The sequence below is a fragment of the Sphingobacteriales bacterium genome (assembly GCA_012517435.1).
Lineage (GTDB): Bacteria > Bacteroidota > Bacteroidia > CAILMK01 > JAAYUY01 > JAAYUY01.
On sequence record JAAYUY010000207.1, the window covers coordinates 1 to 17,474 of the forward strand.

The window sequence follows — 17,474 nt, forward strand, 5'->3', positions numbered from 1 at the left end:
GGAAAGTTTTTCTTTGACCGTTCCATCGGCATTGACGGTTACCGGAATGAATTCAAATTCAACATTATAATTTTCAGCAACCATTTCAAGGTTTCTGAGAAAATTACCCTGAGCATAAGCTTTGATAAGCTCTGTGACATCTTTAATTATCTGATTTCCTTTTGTTTCCGAATAACTTTCATTGTAAAGTATCATGTCTTTGGCTGAAAAAACCTGAAGGTTGTTTCCCCTTGTATATTTGTTCCCATATTCGATAATCAGGTCAGGATTTTGTTCGGTAAACTGAACAAAGGCAAGGCTTTTCAAGCTTTCTTCCATTTGCTTTTTCAGATTTTCTGCTGCAATATCGAGTTTGACACTTACTTTCAAATCACCATAACTTTGCTCGGTTACAAAGACCCAGTAGTTCTTAATGTTTTCTTTAGATATATCTTTATCAAGGCTGATCATGGCATTGAAATTAGTGGAAGATACCACTTTTCCTGTAGCAAATGGTGCTGATTTTGAAGGATCGGTGGTTCCGATCGGGTAAAGTCCGACTTTAGAATTTTCATAAATACCAACGATTTTGCCTCCATTAATCTGAATATTGTTGGCATCCTGCCACTTTTCAATGATGTAATATGCTTTCTGTTCGACCACATTACCACCGAAAACAGGGACATCCATGCTTCCTTCAGCCTGAGGTTGCTGATTGGGTGCCAACACACTCATATCGACTTTTATTTTTTCAAACAAAGCACGGTAAGTTGTATTTTTATCAGATGTTCTCATGGCTCTGTTGAAGGCATAGGAAAGAGAGCCAACCGAATTGCCTTCTTCATCAAAAGCTTCGTAATTTAACTGGCTTGGAGATGCTCCGCTAAGGACAAACATGGGGGCTATTCCCTGATTGGCTCCTCTCGAAGCATTGCCTTTTGTAATCATTCCACTTTCTTTTGCAGCACTGGTAACAGGGTTGTACCCGGCAGGACACATTTTTTCAAAAGTTCCCCTCGCTTTGGCTATCCCTCTTGTGGCTGTCCCCGAATGGCAGGCATCAAGAATAACGAGCAGGTTACCTGTTTCACCGAGCTTAAGTCTTAATTTGATGAACAGTGAATCCAGCTCATCATCACGTAGGTGTTTTTCTCCTTCATAAACACCCTTTTCATATCTCATATGGGCATCAAAAGGCACCAATGCTTCATCAAATCCATCCATTTCATCTCCGTTGTCATCCATAATCTGCTGGCCGTGTCCTGAATAATGAAAAACCACTACATCTCCCTTCTGTGCTCGTTTTGTCAGATCATTAATGGCTTTCACAATTCCATCTTTGGTAGCTTCTGCATCCTGAATAATTTTTATATCGGTAAACCCCTGAAGTTTCAAAGCATTTGTAATCAGAGGAATATCCTTCTCGGAACTAATGGTTCCCCATCCCCCTTCTTTCGGATATTTTCCAACAGCAACTACAAGGGCTAGTTTATTTTGTGCCAATACCAGATTTGACATTAAGATACCGGCAATCAGCAGGATAACAAGATTTAACCTTTTCATTTTTTTTAATTTTAATACCAAAGAGTTTCTTTTAAGATATTTTCATCTCCTGAAAGATAATGACGCATGGTCTGAACATTTTCAATATTGTCGTTGGGCTTTAACAAATAAAAGTCAACCACTCCGGCAATACCGCAAATTCTCATAACAGCACCGAAATATTTCAGTTGTTCGGTTTTCCACATATTAACGAAATCCTTATTGACAATTCCTGCAGCGATAAGATAGTAGTTTGAATAGGAAGGAGAAGAAGGTGAGTTAGAGGCTTTGTTCAGAGGTGCACTGCTGTATTTATTCCCCTGGTATTTGTAATATTTGTTTTCATTAAGAGATACAAGCAGGTTGGGTTGTTTTTCGACTAAACTCATTTTGGTTATCTGATCCATTACATACAGACCAATATCCTCCAATTGCTGATCTAATAATTCGCCAGCAGTAATGCTGACTTTTTTTACGGTACTTCCTGATTTTAAGGTCAATACAACCGAAGCACCGGGTAGCACTTTTTCAAATTCACCAAGAACCTCTTCCACACTTCTGACTTCGACATTGCCGACATGTGTAATACCCCATCCCATGTATTGATTAAAGATAGTGGCTGCCGGTGAATTTGGTATTATACCTGAAATAACAGGTATTGAATCAGACAACACGTAATCATAGGTACTTTTGCTGATGTATCTGTAATTTGATTTTTGGGAGATTTCAAGGCCGAAATAGGCTCTTCTGACCCTTCCATTGTTGTTAATGATATCATTGACAACTCTTTCTGCAATTTTAGCCTCAAGGGCAAAATTTATTTGAGACTGGATAACCTGTTCACCTGTCGGAGAAGTGGCATAAGCTATTTTGGTGTTGACCCCGGCTACTTTGCCGGCCTGATCTACCAGAGGCCCGCCACTGTTACCCCAAATAATGGTGGCAGTTGTTTGAAGGAATCCGAATTTTCCTGTATAACCACCTCTGACCCTGTTTTTGGCACTGATAATACCACTCGAAACAGAATAGGGAAATTCTCCAAGCGGGTTGCCAATGGCATAAACAGATTCGCCAATACGTGGTTCTGTTTTTTTGAAGTCGAGGGTGGTAATTTCTGCCCCCGGCTGTGTGATAAACTCAAGAACAGCAATATCATAAAATGAATCTCCTCCGAGAATTCTGACATCATAAGCTTTTCCGCTGATGCTGTAAACCTTGATGCTCCCTCTTTCATCTGAGGCATCCTGTACCACGTGAGCATTGGTAATAATGTATTTTTTACCGTTTCTGGTAATTACAAAACCGGAACCCGAACCTTTTGCTCCATCGAGGCGAAGGGCATGGTCGTAGGCCATATCCACGTTGTTATCTCCGCGATAACCAAGAGTTTTATTGGCATAATCCATTTTATAAACAGCTACAGTTACCACTGCACTCAGCGCATTCTCGAGCATATCGGAAACTGTCTGAGCATGAAGTGAGATGGTGATGAAGATGGCTGTCAATATTGCTGATATCTTTTTCATAATTTTGATTTTTTAGCTTTTTTACACTTCGGGCACTGCAGGAATAACCTATTCATCTGCAGTGCCCGTCAAAAGTGTAGTTTAGTAAAGGGTTACATTCCATTCCTGGTTGTCGCAGGATTTGGTCTGCGGTCCCCAGGTAAGTTTGCTTCCGTCATCAAAGAGAGCTTCTGCATAAACTTTTGTGCTGCCGCCTGAAACGGTTACAGAACCTTTACCCCATGGTGCAACATATCCCTGCAGTACATTATTGACATAGCAGTCAATGTAGTAGTTAGTCCAGTTGTCAAAAGTAATGTAACAGCTTCCACCACGTGTGGCTGTTCCACCTTTTGTAGCTGGGCGAACTGCTTCAGGAGCTTTTGTTGCACTGTTCAAAGGTTTTTCAACGGCAGTACCTCTTGAGGCAGCTGCTTTGGTTGATGACATCTGATCTGTGAGTGGGAGTACTTGAGCGTACAGAAATCCACTTACTAAGAAACCTGCGAATAAGGTTAAGAAAACTTTTTTCATTGCATTAAAATTTATTGGTTAATAAAATAGTTCCTAATTACAAAAATAGTTAATAGCATCTTCCACAACAGTCAATCCCTTAAAATATGCTTTTTTCATATAATAACAACCTTCTGTTGTATTTTCCATTTCCAGATAAAGGCGGCCTTTGTTGTAAATGGCCACAAGATAATTGCTGTCAAGATCGATGGCTTTGTTGTACAAATTCATTGCTTCCTCAAACTTTCCGATTCTGACATTCATCATAGCCAGATTGTTGTAGTACACCGGCATGGGTTTAATTGAAATTGCTTTACTATAATCGGTTAATGCCTGTTCGTTATTGCCAAGTTCATCCTGAGTCAATCCTCTTCTGAAATAGGCATCCGCAAAATCAGGCCTCTGTTCTATTGCTAAGCTAAAGTAGTAAAGAGCACTGTCGTATGAACGTTCACTGAATTTTTCCATTCCCTTGCTGAAGTATATGTCGGCTTTGTCCTGACTAAAGGCTGGTGTTATGCTGGCGGTGATCAATATGCTGACTGTGGTTAACATCATGGTTCTAAATTTTCTCATCTTTTCTCTTTTTTTCATTTTGATTGTTAAATACCACATCTTTCAAAAAGGTAAATTTATTGTTTTAAGATTTTTAAAATTGATTCAGCCTGTGCTGAATATGGGTTCTTTTCAACTGTAAGTTTCTGAAACTCCAGAATAGCCTGTTCAATATTTTCAAGCTTTAAACAGGCCATTCCTGCATACCAGATACTTGGGTAATAAAATTTGAATGAAGGTTCAGCCTGGAGTTTTAAAAGCAAACTCAATGCAGATTTGTTTTTATCTAAAGAGAGTAGAGTCATGGCATAGTAAAACTGAGCTTCTTTTATATCCTTTAGATTTTTCAATAACTCTTCTGCTTTCAAATAGTCTTGCTGATCGTAGTAGTACATTGCCCTTTCAAAACTATCCACCGGGATTTCTCCCCTGCTTTTGGGGAATACTTTGTTGGGATATTGGGTGTAGTAGTCATTATATGCATTCATTGCAAGCAGTTTCATGCGTTCACCGGCAGGTTTCTGCGGCTCAACAGGTTTATTAGCAGATTGTGAAGTATCTTTTGGTGAAATCAGATTGGAATCGGTTTGTTGTTCCTGAGCCAAAAATTCTTTATGTTTTTGTGTTTGCTGAATTTTTATAATAACAGAAATGCCCACTACTACGAAAAGGACGATAGCAGCAGCAATAGCCAAATAAGTAGACAGTTTTCTGCCTGAAAGCAAGGTTTTTTCCTGTAAATCAATTTCTTTGAATTTTTCACGGAGATAATCTTCTGAAGCAGCTTTAATTCCTTTAACGATACTAAGGTAGATTTCAAAATCTGCTTTTAATTCCGGGTCTTCCGACAGTTTTTTATCGAAAGATTCTTTTTCACTTTCGCTAAGTTCGCCTCGGATATAACTGTCAAAAAGTTCAATATTGCTGTTTGTTTCTTCCATGAAATTAAAATTCAGACTTAAATACCATGTTTAATTGGTTTGTAAATTAATTCTGCTGAAATTTTTTAGCACAGCCTCCTTAAGTTTTTGAAAACAATTGTATTTACTGCTTTTTGCACTGTCAACATTGGTATAATTCAGCTCAAAGGCTATCGTTTCCATGCTTTTTTTCTCATAATAAAATGCATATAGCAGTTTAAAACATTTCTCCCCAATCCGTTTTAATTCCTGTCGTATTAATTCCTCGTTTTCATTCATTTCCATCTTTGAAAACAAATCAGCATCCTTATCCTGATAGGTATTTTCCAGATGTTCAGGCATTCTGACTTCATGCTGTTTTTTACGTATTTCTTTACCTATCAGATGAATTCCTATTTCAAACAAATAGGTTTTTGGCTTACAGGTAAATTGTGTTAATCGTCCTTCTACTATATTGTTTCTGAATGCCAATACAGCATCCTGATAAATTTCTTTGAGAATTTCATGGTCTAATCCATATTTTTTATAAGCATAAGCAATAAATGAATTACGGTTTTCTGTATAAAACCTTATTAAAACTTTTTCATTACCGTTCCTGATTTCCTCCAAAAGTTTCTGAGGATTCATATTTTCGATATACTTATTTTAAGCAAAGATACAAATTTAGAATAATCCTAAAATAATATTTTTCTATTCATTTTCCCAATAAAATTCCATTTCCTGCTGATTTTCTTTTCTGGGCGTTTTTATTTTCTCCTTAAGCTCTGTTTTTTTTATTGATTCACTTCTTTTGAATGCCTCTTTCGCTTTAGTTTGTTCATATTTAAGCTTATAGTCATCAACAGTACCGGTCATGTTCACATAAATGTTGATGCCTCCATTGCTGCTTTTCTCAGAAGCTTCAAATTCTGTTATATTCCGGTTATATCTTTTGAAAAATAAATCCGTAAGATTTACTTTAAAATAGTAATCTATATGATTATCAAAAGTATGCGTGCCAGACAATGCAATATTGAAAGCCGTGTTTGAAACATTCATATATGGAATGGTTATAACTCTTTCTTTAATTAAAATGGTATTTTCAAGCTTGTCAAACTTAACATCTTCAAGCTTTTTCATCCTGACAAAACCAAAAAGGTCTTTTAATGGCTCAAAATTCCTGATATTACCATTACTTACAACCACATCTGCCAGACAAAACAAACTTGCTTCATCCGGGATAAACAAATAATCAAATTTCAAACTAAATTGAAGGTTCCCGTCAGTAATTCCGCTTAAATGCCTGTCTGTAATGTAATCCTGATCAAAATTATCCATTTCCCTGAAAATTTCTTTGATTTCCATATCCGAAACATGAACAATTCCATCTATCTGAAATTTATCATTGCCGGAAGGGAAAATTTTTCCATAGCCACTCAGTTTTCCTTTTGCAGTGGTCAATCTTGCATCCGAAACGCTTATTTCATTATCTAAATATTTAAGTCTGGCTTTTACATTTTCTGCTGTAAAATTCTGATATTTGAGTCTAACTACTTCAATATCTGCAAGATATAATATTTTCTCAGGAAAAACTACGGATTTATAGCCTTCACTTTGGTCATTATTACCAGATGATTCTGATTTCAGATATTTGTCAAGTGTCAGAGAGCCGGCATTTAGTTTTATATTGAAAGCAGCAGGTTTTCCTGAGCTGTCGAGTAAACTTAAATAATTTTGTATTTTTCCACTCATTTTAAAATCAGTCTGGTCGAAAATTCCACTCAAACTATTGATTATTAAAATCCTGGAATTATTCTCTTCGGTATTGACTGTTCCTGTAAGTTTTTTTATATCATAGTCATCATATCTGAAGCTGAATTCTTTTAATGTAAGCTTGATTCGGATATCGCTCTGATTGAAATTAAGAGACTTCAGGCTGTCCATATATCCATTAACCTTAATGTTAAAATCAAGCTTTCCCGAAATGTTTTTGAATTCATCCAAACCACCTAATAATGCTAATAAATCCGGTTCAAGCGTTGACTGACATTCCATTCGAATAAAAGGATGTATCAGATCATCAGCTGATAATTTCAAATTCAAACTGGTGTTCTGATGAAATACCTCTGCCCTGTCAACTGTCAGCCGTCCGTTTTTATGATTGGCAAAACCAGCATTTGAAAAATTCCCTGACAGGTTTATTTTGTTGAATAATATATCTTTATCAATAATTCTGACAGCAGCATCTGCTAAATTGAAATTAATTTTGATTTCAGGTAAAACAGTATCCGAAATCATCCCTTTTATAGTGGATTTAAAGGAGACTTTCCCGTTAAATTCAAAGTTTGAGAGTGTATCTTTGTCTTTAACCGGAAGAATTCGAATAGCTTCAGCTAAGTTAATGTTATCAGAATTGAGTTTTAAATCAAGAAACATTTTTTCACGACTCTTTAATTGACCGGAAAGAAGCCATGAGGTTTCATCAAGGTTTGCCGTAAAATGATTGATTTTATAAAGATTTTGTGAAGTATTTACCTGAATATCAGCATTCATTGCTATTGGAGTATTGTTGAAAATCCGGATTGAATCGACATAAAAGCTGATGATTTCACCATTTAACTTTGAAACCATATTAAACTCTTCAGATTGAAGTTTTCCTTTCAGTTGTAGTTTTTCAAAATTACCTTTAAACGATGTGTGATCTTTCTCAGATAAAAAATTCAGTCTGGTATTTTTCAAAATTATTTTATTTAAGTCAAGGTCAAAATCACCGGATTTTTGATCTGAACTGGTCAGGACATTAAAATTGGTGATGCCATTCTGGTCGATATATGCTTGAATGGCAACCTCATCGATCTCAAGTTTTTCAACAATGAAATTTTTCCTGAAAAAAGACCAGAAATCGAGCTGTAGGTATAATTTATTTATTGTAATTAGCGGTTTATTTCCCGATTGGGGATTTTCATAAATAATGACATCTTTTGCCAGAATAGCGATATTTGGAAAATTACGAAAAGGAGATATATGAGCCGTACCAATCTGATAAGGAGACGAAATATAATTCTTTAACTGCTTATTGAGTATTTTGGCAAAATCTTCCTGAAAAGTCAGTAAATATAGAAAAAAAACTGAAGAAAGAGACAAGAGGGCTATCAGGGAAAGCAGCAAAGTATTTACTTTTCTGTACGTCATTTTCTGTTTGTTTGATGCAAATAAACTGCAAAAATTCTGAATTATTTCAGTGCGTTATTCACATTAGCGGAAATCAGGAAATTTTCTTTAGAAATTCATGTTTTGATAATTATTATTTACCTGAAATACAATACTTTACTTAAAGAGATATGAAAGTGATATTGGAGAAAGTGGTGTGAAGGAAGTGGGCGCTACAGGATTCGAACCTGTGACCTTCTGCTTGTAAGGCAGACGCTCTAAACCAACTGAGCTAAGCGCCCTGAAAACAATCTTTTTCGGTCGTATTACCTATCGTAATGACGCTGCAAAGATAGAATCCTTATTTGAATACCTGCTATCTGTTTAGCTAAATTTTTTATTTATCCTTACCTTATTCATTATCAATAGGCTACAATTTTAATTTCGATAAATTTATAGCCGGGAATTTCATCCTGCTTACCTGTGAAGCATACCGCTATGGTAGATTACTACAATATAAACATTATTTCCCTTTTATACTATTGTCGTGTATTTTTGAATGAAAATAAAAGTTTCTTTGAATGATAAATTATCAACAAAAGAAGTACTGGAAACTAATTTTACTGAATTTTGCCATACTTATTTCCATTGGATCGCTTGTTTATACCCGCTATTTGGTTGAAGACCTGAAAAAAGACCAGTACAAAACTGTTTCACTTCTGGCAGATGCCTATACAGAATTAATAAGCAGTTTTACTGATCCTGAAAGCGTTCACGACATTTCTTTTTTGTTTAGAATCATAATGTCGAACGAAAACATACCTGTTATACTGGCAGATACCAACGACAATATTCTTGAGTTCAGAAACCTTGATTCATCAATTGTTTTAAAAGATTCGACCTATCTGAAACGCCAGCTTGCAAGCATGAAAAAACAATATCCACCTATTCCGATTACCTTTTCGAATCATCAGGTTCAGCTCATCTATTATAAAAATTCAAAACTCATTACCCAACTTACAATTTATCCTTATGTTCAATTGTTTTTGGTCATTTTATTCGTTTTAGTTTCCTATTTTGCATTCAATTCATCCAGAAAATATGAGCAAAACAAGGTTTGGAGCGGGATGTCAAGAGAAACGGCCCATCAGCTTGGTACCCCTGTCTCATCGCTTATCGCACTCAAGGAAAACATTAAATTATCAGGAGGAGTTATTAGTGCCGAATTGCTGGATGAATTTGAAAAAGATACTAAACGTCTCGAATTAATCACCGACAGGTTTTCAAAAATCGGGTCTATCCCAAAACCTGAAATAAGGAATATTTATGAACTGATAACAGAATCTGTCAATTATCTTAAGCCAAGACTCTCAAAAAGAGTGAAAATAGTTTTTGAACCTGAAATCAATAAAGAAATCACTGCCCCTGTCATTCCTTCACTGTTTGACTGGGTCATTGAAAACTTATGTAAAAATGCCATCAATGCAATAGAAGGTAACGGGGAGATAAAAATCAACATTACTGAAAATCAGAAAAACGTATTCATTGATATCAGCGATACGGGAAAAGGAATTCCCAAATCAAAATTCCGCACAATTTTTAAAGCCGGCTATACAACAAGTCAGCGGGGATGGGGTTTGGGTCTTTCTTTAAGCAAACGCATCATTGAAATGTTTCACAAAGGAAAAATCTTCGTAAAGGATTCAGTGCTTGGCAAAGGAACAACCTTCAGGATTGTTTTACGAAAAAAGCCCTTCAGACCATTAAAATGATTAATGTCAGGTTGTTAAATATTGAACTTATCCTATATTTGCTCCCTTTTGTTTTTATTTTTGTGTTTCATTCAAAAAATACATCATGATGAAATTTACCCGCCTGTTTGATATCCTTGAATATCAGAAAAGTTATGACAAAGAGATTTCCATTTGTTCAAAAGTAAACGGGAAATGGACACCTGTTTCGTCATCCGATTACATTTTGCAAGCAAATTATTTCAGTTATGGTCTGCTTGCCCTTGGAATAAAGCGTGGCGATAAAATAGCCACTATCACCAACAGCCGTCCGGAATGGAACATTGCTGATATGGGAATCATGCAGATAGGTGCAATTCACATTCCTATTTATCCAAACATCACGGAAGAAGAATATGACTACATCCTTCGTCATTCAGAAAGTAAATATGTCTTTATATCGTCTGATGCCATTTATTCGAGAATCAGAAAAACCTATGAAGAATCCGGATCAATATCAGCTATTTACAGTTTTGAAAAAATAAATGGTATCGATAAACTCTGGACTGAAATATTAGAACTTGGTAAAAACAACCAGGTACCTGAAAAACTGGAAGAAATCAAATCATCCATACAACCTGATGATGTTGCTACCATCATCTATACCTCAGGAACAACCGGAAAGCCAAAGGGAGTAATGCTTTCACACAATAACATTATCAGCAATGTAAAAGCCTGCCGGCCGAATTTTCCCATTGATGAAACCTCAAGAATATTATCCTATCTGCCTGTTTGCCATGTTTATGAAAGAATGGTGCAATATGTTTTTCAATATGCAGGATGTTCGATTTATTATGTCGAAAATATGGGTACCATTGTAGATAACATTCAGGAAATCAAGCCTCATGCATTTACAACGGTTCCCCGCTTACTCGAAAAGGTTTACGACAGAATCATGTTTAAGGGACGCAACCTGAAAGGCATAAAGAAAGCTATCTTTTTCTGGGCAGTTAAACTTGGTGATCAATATAAGGAAGTCGGTAATTCAGCATGGTATCTTTTCAAACTTAAAATTGCAGATAAACTGGTTTTCAGTAAATGGAGAGCCGCTTTTGGAAATGAGATTTTATTCATCGTTTCGGGTGGGGCTGCCCTTCAGGAAAGACTTGCAAGAATATTCTGGGCTGCAGGTGTTCCTGTTCTCGAGGGCTATGGTATGACAGAATCTTCTCCCGTCATTGCTGTCAATGAACTAAAACGGGAAAAACTCAGGTTTGGAACAGTTGGGGTTCCATTAAACAACATTGAAGTTAAAATTGCTGAGGATGGCGAAATACTGACGCGTGGTCCTCATGTGATGAAAGGCTATTACAAGGCTCCCGAGCTGACAGATGAAGTCATTGATGATGAAGGCTGGTTGCACACTGGCGATTTGGGTATTTTGGTAGATGGTAAATTTCTCAAGATTACCGGACGTAAAAAGTCAATGTTCAAAACTTCGATGGGAAAATACATCATTCCTGAACTTATGGAGACCAAGCTGAGAGAATCAAAATTCATCGAACAATGTATGATACTCGGTGAAAATCAGAAGTTTGTTGCGGCAATTATCAGCCCTGATTTTCAATATTTAAAAAACTGGTGTAACATTAAAGGACATGGGTTTGGGAACAAAATAAATGTTGTTAAAAATCCTGAAGTCAGAAAGCGTTTTCAGAAAGAAATAGACTATTACAATCAGTTTTTCAATCCACATGAGCAAATTATCAAATTTGAACTGGTTCCTGATGAATGGGCAGTCGAAACAGGGGAACTTACCCCTACCCTAAAAGTCAAACGAAGTGTGATAGAAAAAAAATATGAAGATGCGATTAAAAAGCTTTTTAAATAATCGTGTTATTGCAAAAATCCCTGCCTTCTGATTGCTTTCAGGAATTCTTCCGAAAAAAATTCGTTGTCTTTTTTAGTATATCTCTTTTCCGTAAAAACCTGAGCCAGTGATTCAAGCTGATGCTCATCAACAAATTGCTGATAAATTCCCATACTTTCTTTTAAAGAATAAATCATGTCAATATCGTGGGGAGTATAGTCCTTATAGGTATTCTGATGAATAATTCCTTCCATGGGCAGTCTGTCAGTGAGTCCGGGTTGTTCATCAGGATAGCCAAGCACGACAGTCGTTACAGGCACAACAAGTTGAGGAAGTTTTAAAACATCAATAATTTTGTTTGCCATATAGGTCGTAGTACCTAAATAACAGATGCCTAATCCGTTTTCTTCTGCTTCAATGCAAACATTCTGGGCAGCGAGAAGTGCATCGATGGCAGCAGTAAAAAAAGAAAGGAAATTATTGTATCCGGGTTCAGCTTTCCTGAGCCGGCACCATCGGCTAAATCTGTTAAAATCGGCACAAAAAGTCAGAACAACAGGAGCCTCCAGTACCATGTTCTGTTTAAAATGACACTCCCAGAGTTGTTTTTTTAAATCCTCATCTTTTGTAACAATGATGGAATATACCTGCATGTTTCCTGTTGTCGAGGCTCTTGAGCCGGCTTCGAGTATGTTTTTTAATAAATCTTCAGGGATAGGATCTGATTTGTATTTACGGATACTTCGATGCGAAAATATTGCTTTGTTCATGCGTTTGTTTTTGTTTTATTTCCGGTTCAAAAATCAGAATTTATTCCTGATTAAGCATTTCAATCAGATATTTTTCTGCGCTTTCCTTTTCATTTGCATCGAACCATCTGATGCTGCTATCTTTTCTGAACCATGTCATCTGTCTTTTTGCATAATTGCGGCTATGCTGTTTAAAAAGTTTAATCGCTTCCGGTAAACTTGTTTTATTCTCCATGTAATCAAAAAACTCCTGATAACCAATTGTTTTTAATGCCGGTAAATCCTTCCATTGATATAGAAATTTAACTTCTTCAAGCAATCCCTGTTGAAGCATCTGCTCACATCTTTCATCAATTTTTGCATAAAGAATATTTGTCGGCAAATAAAAACCTGTTTTCAAAATATTGAAGTTTCTTTTCTGAGGAGCCTTTTGCCGGAAATAGGAAAAAGGTTTCCCTGTCGAAATGCAGACCTCAAGTGCACGGATAATACGCCTTGGATTGTTTTTATCCACTTCATTAAAATATTGATTATCAAGATTTTTAAGTTTTTCAAGCAAAACATTTATTCCATCATTTTGAAGCTCCTCAACCAACTGTTTCCTGATTGCAGGGTCTGTCTCGGGGATTTTGTCGAGGCCTTCAGAAATAGCTTTGGCAAAAAGGCCGGATCCACCAACAATGATAGGTACACGGCTTTCCCTGAAAAGTTTTTCAATGATTTTAAGAGCATCCTCTTCAAAATCTGCAACAGTGTATGGCTGATGAACCGATAAAGAATTGATGAAATGATGTTTAATTTCATTCAGCTGATTAGTTGTCGGTTTTGCAGTACCAATATTTAACTCCCGGTAAAACTGCCTGGAATCGCAGGAAATTATTTCACCGTTAACCTTTTTAGAAAATGAAATTGAAAAATCGGTTTTACCGGTGGCGGTAGGGCCTAATATAAAAACTGCCGTCAGACCGGGCATTCCATTTAATTAGTATTTATATTCATCATCTTCAAAGTCGGAATAATCTTCAAAATCTTCATCAGTAAAATCTGAGTCAAAGCCAAGCTCATCATCGAACATTTCTTCGTTGCTTTGCATCAGTTCCCGCATAAGTTCCATATCCTCAGGGCTTAGATCTTCAAGATTAAATCCTGATCCATCTTCGGGTTTAGGAGGTTCTCCGATGGATTCAACAACAGCAGGATATTTTGCTCCTTCTTTTTCTTTCATGTTGGTTTGAATCGCCTCGATATCGAAAGTCCACATGTTCAGAAAATCATATATATACGTCAGTTTATCTTCCGTTGTTTTAATAACATCCCGTATTCTGACATTTTTCATGAGTGTACATTCCCCATCCTTTTGCATATCAGAAAGACATATTTCAATCATATCTTTTCTGTTCTCATAATTCAGATAAAAAGATGCAAACTCTCCGGGGTCGAATTCATAGGCTTTTAGGATGAAGTGATGCAACTGTGCCAGATTGTAAGTATCGGGTATTTCCATTACACGGTAAACATGCGGATTGCTTTTCAGTGATACTTTAAGTTTTACTACTCCCATAAAAAATTCCTTATTTGTTGCTGTTTTTCATTGTTTAGAAGTGACTCCAAAAATAATTTGTGTTAAGAATTAATCAACCGGATAAAGACCTAATTTTTCAGCAAAATTAATCATAAATCTATAGGCTTCTTCAAAATTATTGTTAATTGTACCTTCCAGAATAGCCTCTTTAACGGCTTCCTTGATCATTCCTACTTCCTTTGATGGTTTTAACCCGAATGTCTTCATGATTAACTCGCCTTTTACAGGGTTTTCCCAGTTTCTTAGTCTGTCTTTTTCCTGTACCAAAAGGATTTTCTCTGCTACTTCATCAAATTTTGAGCGGTAATTGCTGACCTTGTACGGATTTTTCGAAGTAATGTCGGCTTTACATAAAAGCAACAGTTCATCAAGATCCTGCCCTGCCTCAACAATTAACCTTCTGAATGCAGAATCTGTTACTTCCTCCTTGGTCAATGCGATAGGACGTAAATGCAAAAAGACAAGTTTTTTAACAAATTTCAGCTTTTCATTCAATGGTAGCCTGAATCTTCTGAAAATATCGGTAACCATTTTTGACCCAACCACCTCATGTCCGTGAAAAGTCCATCCGTTTTCTTCATCATATTGTTTGGTTTGTGGTTTTCCGATGTCGTGCAGCAAAGCTGCCCAGCGAAGCCATAGGTTATCTGAGGTTTCAGCCACATTGTCGAGCACCTGAAGGGTATGAAGAAAATTATCCTTATGTGATTTATTATCAACGGTTTCCGTTCCTTTCAAATCTACCAGTTCGGGAAAAATCAACTGCAAAATACCTGTTTCATACATCAATAAAAATCCTGTAGAAGGAAGATTTGCTGAAATTATTTTATTCAGCTCATCGCTTATCCGCTCAGGTGAAACAATCTGTAATCTTTGAACATTTCTGCAGATAGAATCGAAAGTCGCCTGCTCAATTCTGAAATTCAACTGGGTAGCAAATCGTATTGCCCTCATCATTCTTAAAGGATCATCAGAAAAAGTCTGATCAGGGTCGGAAGGGGTTCGTAAAATTTTATCTTCAAGGTCGTCAAGGCCATGAAAAAGGTCAATCAACTCAAGAAAATCTTCCTTGTTCAGACTGACGGCAAGTGCATTTACTGTAAAATCCCTCCTGCTTAAATCGTCTTCAAAACTACCTTCCGAAACCAGCGGATTTCGTGAGTCCTGCAGGTACGATTCTTTTCTTGCTCCGACAAATTCAATTTCGTAGCCTGCAGTTTTCAGGTTGACCGTTCCGAAATTTTTAAAAAAAACTATTTCAGGATTTTTACCTGTTTTTGAGGCAAAATGTCTGGCGAATTCAAAGACATTTCCCATGATCATAAAATCAATATCTTTGGATTTGATGCCGAGCAACATATTGCGTACCCAACCACCAACAATATATATTTTTTCCTGACGCTCTTCAGCGGTTTCTTTCAGCAGCCTGAAAATCCTGCCATACCGAACGGCTTTGGAAATATTTTCAAAGTTTAGAGTCAAGGAATAATTTTAAATGTAGAAACTTACTTATTTTTTCACCTGAGAAGCTCTCTGACGTTGTTGCTTCTGCAGTTCTTCGAGTCGCTGCTGCCATTTGCTGGCAGGTTTTGACGACTTTTTCTTTTTGTTTTCCTCAATCTTCTTCCTGAGCTTTTCTTCATTGATGGCCAGCTTGAAAAGATATTGCTGTCCAAAAGTGAAAATGTTGGCTAAAAAGTAATAATAGCTCAATCCTGCAGAGTAATTATTGAAAAACCCAAGAAACATAATCGGCATGATGTATTGAAGAATCTGCATCTGTTTGGCCATGGCATCATTGCTTGTTCCCATCATTTTTGAATTCATACGGGTATAAATCAAGGTCGAAATGGTCATCAGGATGGTGAATAAGCTGACATGGTCGCCATAGAACGGAATAGAAAAATTATTTGGAAAGTTCCAGATAGAATCATAAGTGGAAAGGTCTTTTGCCCAAAGGAAAGATTCCTGCCGCAACTCAATCGAGGCAGGGAAAAACCTGAAAAGAGCGATGAGTACCGGCATCTGAAGCAACATAGGTAAACATCCGCCCATCGGGCTGACTCCTGCACTCCTGTACAATTTCATGGTTTCGGTCTGTAATTTTGCCGGATCTTTCCCGACCTTTTCTTTGATGGCATCAATTTCGGGTTTTAATACACGCATTTTGGCAGTAGAAAGGTAGGAACGATAAGTCAGAGGAAGCAATACAATCTTGATGATAATGGTTAAAAGCAAGATAATCAGACCGAAATTTCCTATAGCGTTTGAAAGTATGTTAAAGGTAGGAATAACAATTCCAACGTTTATCCAGCGGATAATTCCTTTTCCGAGATTGATTTGATTTTCAAGCTTTAGGTTGTACTTCGCCAGCGTTTTAAAATGATTGGGGGCAAAGAGAAAACTAAGGTTGTAAGTTTGTTTGGGCTGATGTGTAAAAGCCATACTTAGTGTTGCTTCCATTTTTCGCTGGTAAAGGGAATCTCCGGTAATGCTTTCAGTTTTCACCAATCCTCTTAAAAAACCATCCTTATTAATTAATGTCTGTGTGAAAAAATGTTGTTTAAAAGCCACCCATTCAATTTTACCAACCGAGATATCCTGCTTAACGTCTTTATTTTCAGTTAGTTTGAGTGGTTTTTCATTGACATAGCGATAATGAATGGTCGGAGCTGTACCAAGAATTTTATTATTGGCATTACTTCTTTCGGTTTGCCTGATTTTCCCGTACCAATTCATGTCTATGTAAGAAATAGTGCGGGGAATAATTTTATCCAGCCCGTTCATTTCGATTTTAAAATCAAGCATGTAATTGTTGGGTTGCAGCGTGTAAATGTGGTCGATGTAAGAATTGCTGTCAACTTTTAACCTAAAAACGAGTTGTTTATTATTGCTGTTTGTATCTGCTCTGATGAGTTCAAAATTGAGCATGCTTGTGTTTACGACCTGATTCTGAAAGATAAACTGATAGCCAAAATCTCCGTCCATGCTGTCCATCAGAATCAAAGGTGTTTTGTTAAAAGTTTTATATTTTTTAAGTTCAACATAAACTATTTTTGCTCCTTTGGAAGAAAATTTAAGCTTAAGAAGTTCATTTTCAAGCGTCAGAATATCTGATTTATCAGAAACAAGTTTTTTTAGCGGTTCGGGTAATACGGTTTCCTTTGAAGTATCTGTCTTCGTAACGAAGCTGTCAGCTTTATTTTGTAAGGCAATGGATTCTTTAGCTTTGGCGATAGAATCCTGAACAGCAATAATGGAATCATTTGCACGTTTCCTTGCTTCAATCTCGGCCTGAGAAGGTTTGTTGATGTAATAAAAAAATACAAGCACAACAGTGATAAGTGCGAAGCCAATCAGCGAATTACGGTCCATTAAAAATTTTTTTTGAACCGCAAAA

Annotated in this window: 14 protein-coding genes and 1 tRNA gene; 2 read left to right on the forward strand and 13 right to left on the reverse strand. The window is 36.6% G+C overall.

The features are described 5' to 3' along the window. The 8 genes from GX437_11305 to GX437_11340 form a co-directional block, all read right to left on the reverse strand. Positions 1-1,542 (reverse strand): caspase family protein (locus tag GX437_11305; protein ID NLJ08247.1); only part of this gene is annotated, 1,542 nt, incomplete at its 3' end. A gap of 11 nt (positions 1,543-1,553) precedes the next feature. After that, positions 1,554-3,047, reverse strand: a complete 1,494-nt coding sequence (locus GX437_11310; GenBank protein NLJ08248.1) for a trypsin-like serine protease — start codon at positions 3,045-3,047, stop codon at positions 1,554-1,556. 81 nt (positions 3,048-3,128) lie between these two features. Beyond that, entirely contained in the window at positions 3,129-3,476 is a 348-nt protein-coding gene (locus GX437_11315; GenBank protein NLJ08249.1) for a hypothetical protein, read from the reverse strand. A gap of 117 nt (positions 3,477-3,593) precedes the next feature. Then, positions 3,594-4,115, reverse strand: coding sequence for a tetratricopeptide repeat protein (locus GX437_11320; protein ID NLJ08250.1), 522 nt, complete (start codon positions 4,113-4,115; stop codon positions 3,594-3,596). 56 nt (positions 4,116-4,171) lie between these two features. Beyond that, complete coding sequence (locus GX437_11325) at positions 4,172-5,035, reverse strand: hypothetical protein (protein ID NLJ08251.1); 864 nt, start codon at positions 5,033-5,035, stop codon at positions 4,172-4,174. 30 nt (positions 5,036-5,065) lie between these two features. Beyond that, positions 5,066-5,641 (reverse strand): sigma-70 family RNA polymerase sigma factor, encoded by a 576-nt coding sequence (locus tag GX437_11330; GenBank protein ID NLJ08252.1) that lies wholly within the window; start codon positions 5,639-5,641, stop codon positions 5,066-5,068. A 63-nt stretch (positions 5,642-5,704) separates the two neighbouring features. Beyond that, positions 5,705-8,185, reverse strand: coding sequence for an AsmA-like C-terminal region-containing protein (locus tag GX437_11335; protein NLJ08253.1), 2,481 nt, complete (start codon positions 8,183-8,185; stop codon positions 5,705-5,707). A gap of 185 nt (positions 8,186-8,370) precedes the next feature. Continuing rightward, positions 8,371-8,445 (reverse strand) — tRNA-Val (locus GX437_11340). A gap of 279 nt (positions 8,446-8,724) precedes the next feature. Between GX437_11340 and GX437_11345 the strand changes: the two genes are divergently transcribed. Further along, positions 8,725-9,915, forward strand: a complete 1,191-nt coding sequence (locus GX437_11345) for a HAMP domain-containing histidine kinase (GenBank protein NLJ08254.1) — start codon at positions 8,725-8,727, stop codon at positions 9,913-9,915. Positions 9,916-10,003: 88 nt separating this feature from the next. Next, positions 10,004-11,764 (forward strand): long-chain fatty acid--CoA ligase, encoded by a 1,761-nt coding sequence (locus GX437_11350; protein ID NLJ08255.1) that lies wholly within the window; start codon positions 10,004-10,006, stop codon positions 11,762-11,764. A 5-nt stretch (positions 11,765-11,769) separates the two neighbouring features. Here GX437_11350 and GX437_11355 read toward each other — a convergent pair whose 3' ends face one another. From GX437_11355 to yidC, 5 genes are all read right to left on the reverse strand, one after another. After that, positions 11,770-12,513 carry an NADPH-dependent oxidoreductase gene (locus GX437_11355; GenBank protein NLJ08256.1) on the reverse strand — a complete coding sequence of 248 codons (744 nt, stop codon included), beginning with the start codon at positions 12,511-12,513 and terminating at the stop codon, positions 11,770-11,772. Between the two features lie 40 nt (positions 12,514-12,553). Beyond that, positions 12,554-13,465 (reverse strand): tRNA (adenosine(37)-N6)-dimethylallyltransferase MiaA, encoded by a 912-nt coding sequence (miaA, locus tag GX437_11360; GenBank protein ID NLJ08257.1) that lies wholly within the window; start codon positions 13,463-13,465, stop codon positions 12,554-12,556. Between the two features lie 9 nt (positions 13,466-13,474). Continuing rightward, the gene (locus tag GX437_11365) at positions 13,475-14,053 is read right to left on the reverse strand and encodes a plasmid pRiA4b ORF-3 family protein (protein ID NLJ08258.1); all 579 of its coding nucleotides are present in this window, start codon (positions 14,051-14,053) and stop codon (positions 13,475-13,477) included. Between the two features lie 69 nt (positions 14,054-14,122). Continuing rightward, complete coding sequence (locus tag GX437_11370) at positions 14,123-15,433, reverse strand: HD domain-containing protein (GenBank protein NLJ08259.1); 1,311 nt, start codon at positions 15,431-15,433, stop codon at positions 14,123-14,125. Positions 15,434-15,583: 150 nt separating this feature from the next. Then, on the reverse strand, positions 15,584-17,449 hold the full coding sequence (yidC, locus tag GX437_11375) for a membrane protein insertase YidC (GenBank protein ID NLJ08260.1): 1,866 nt from the start codon (positions 17,447-17,449) through the stop codon (positions 15,584-15,586). Between the last annotated feature and the right edge of the window lie 25 nt (positions 17,450-17,474).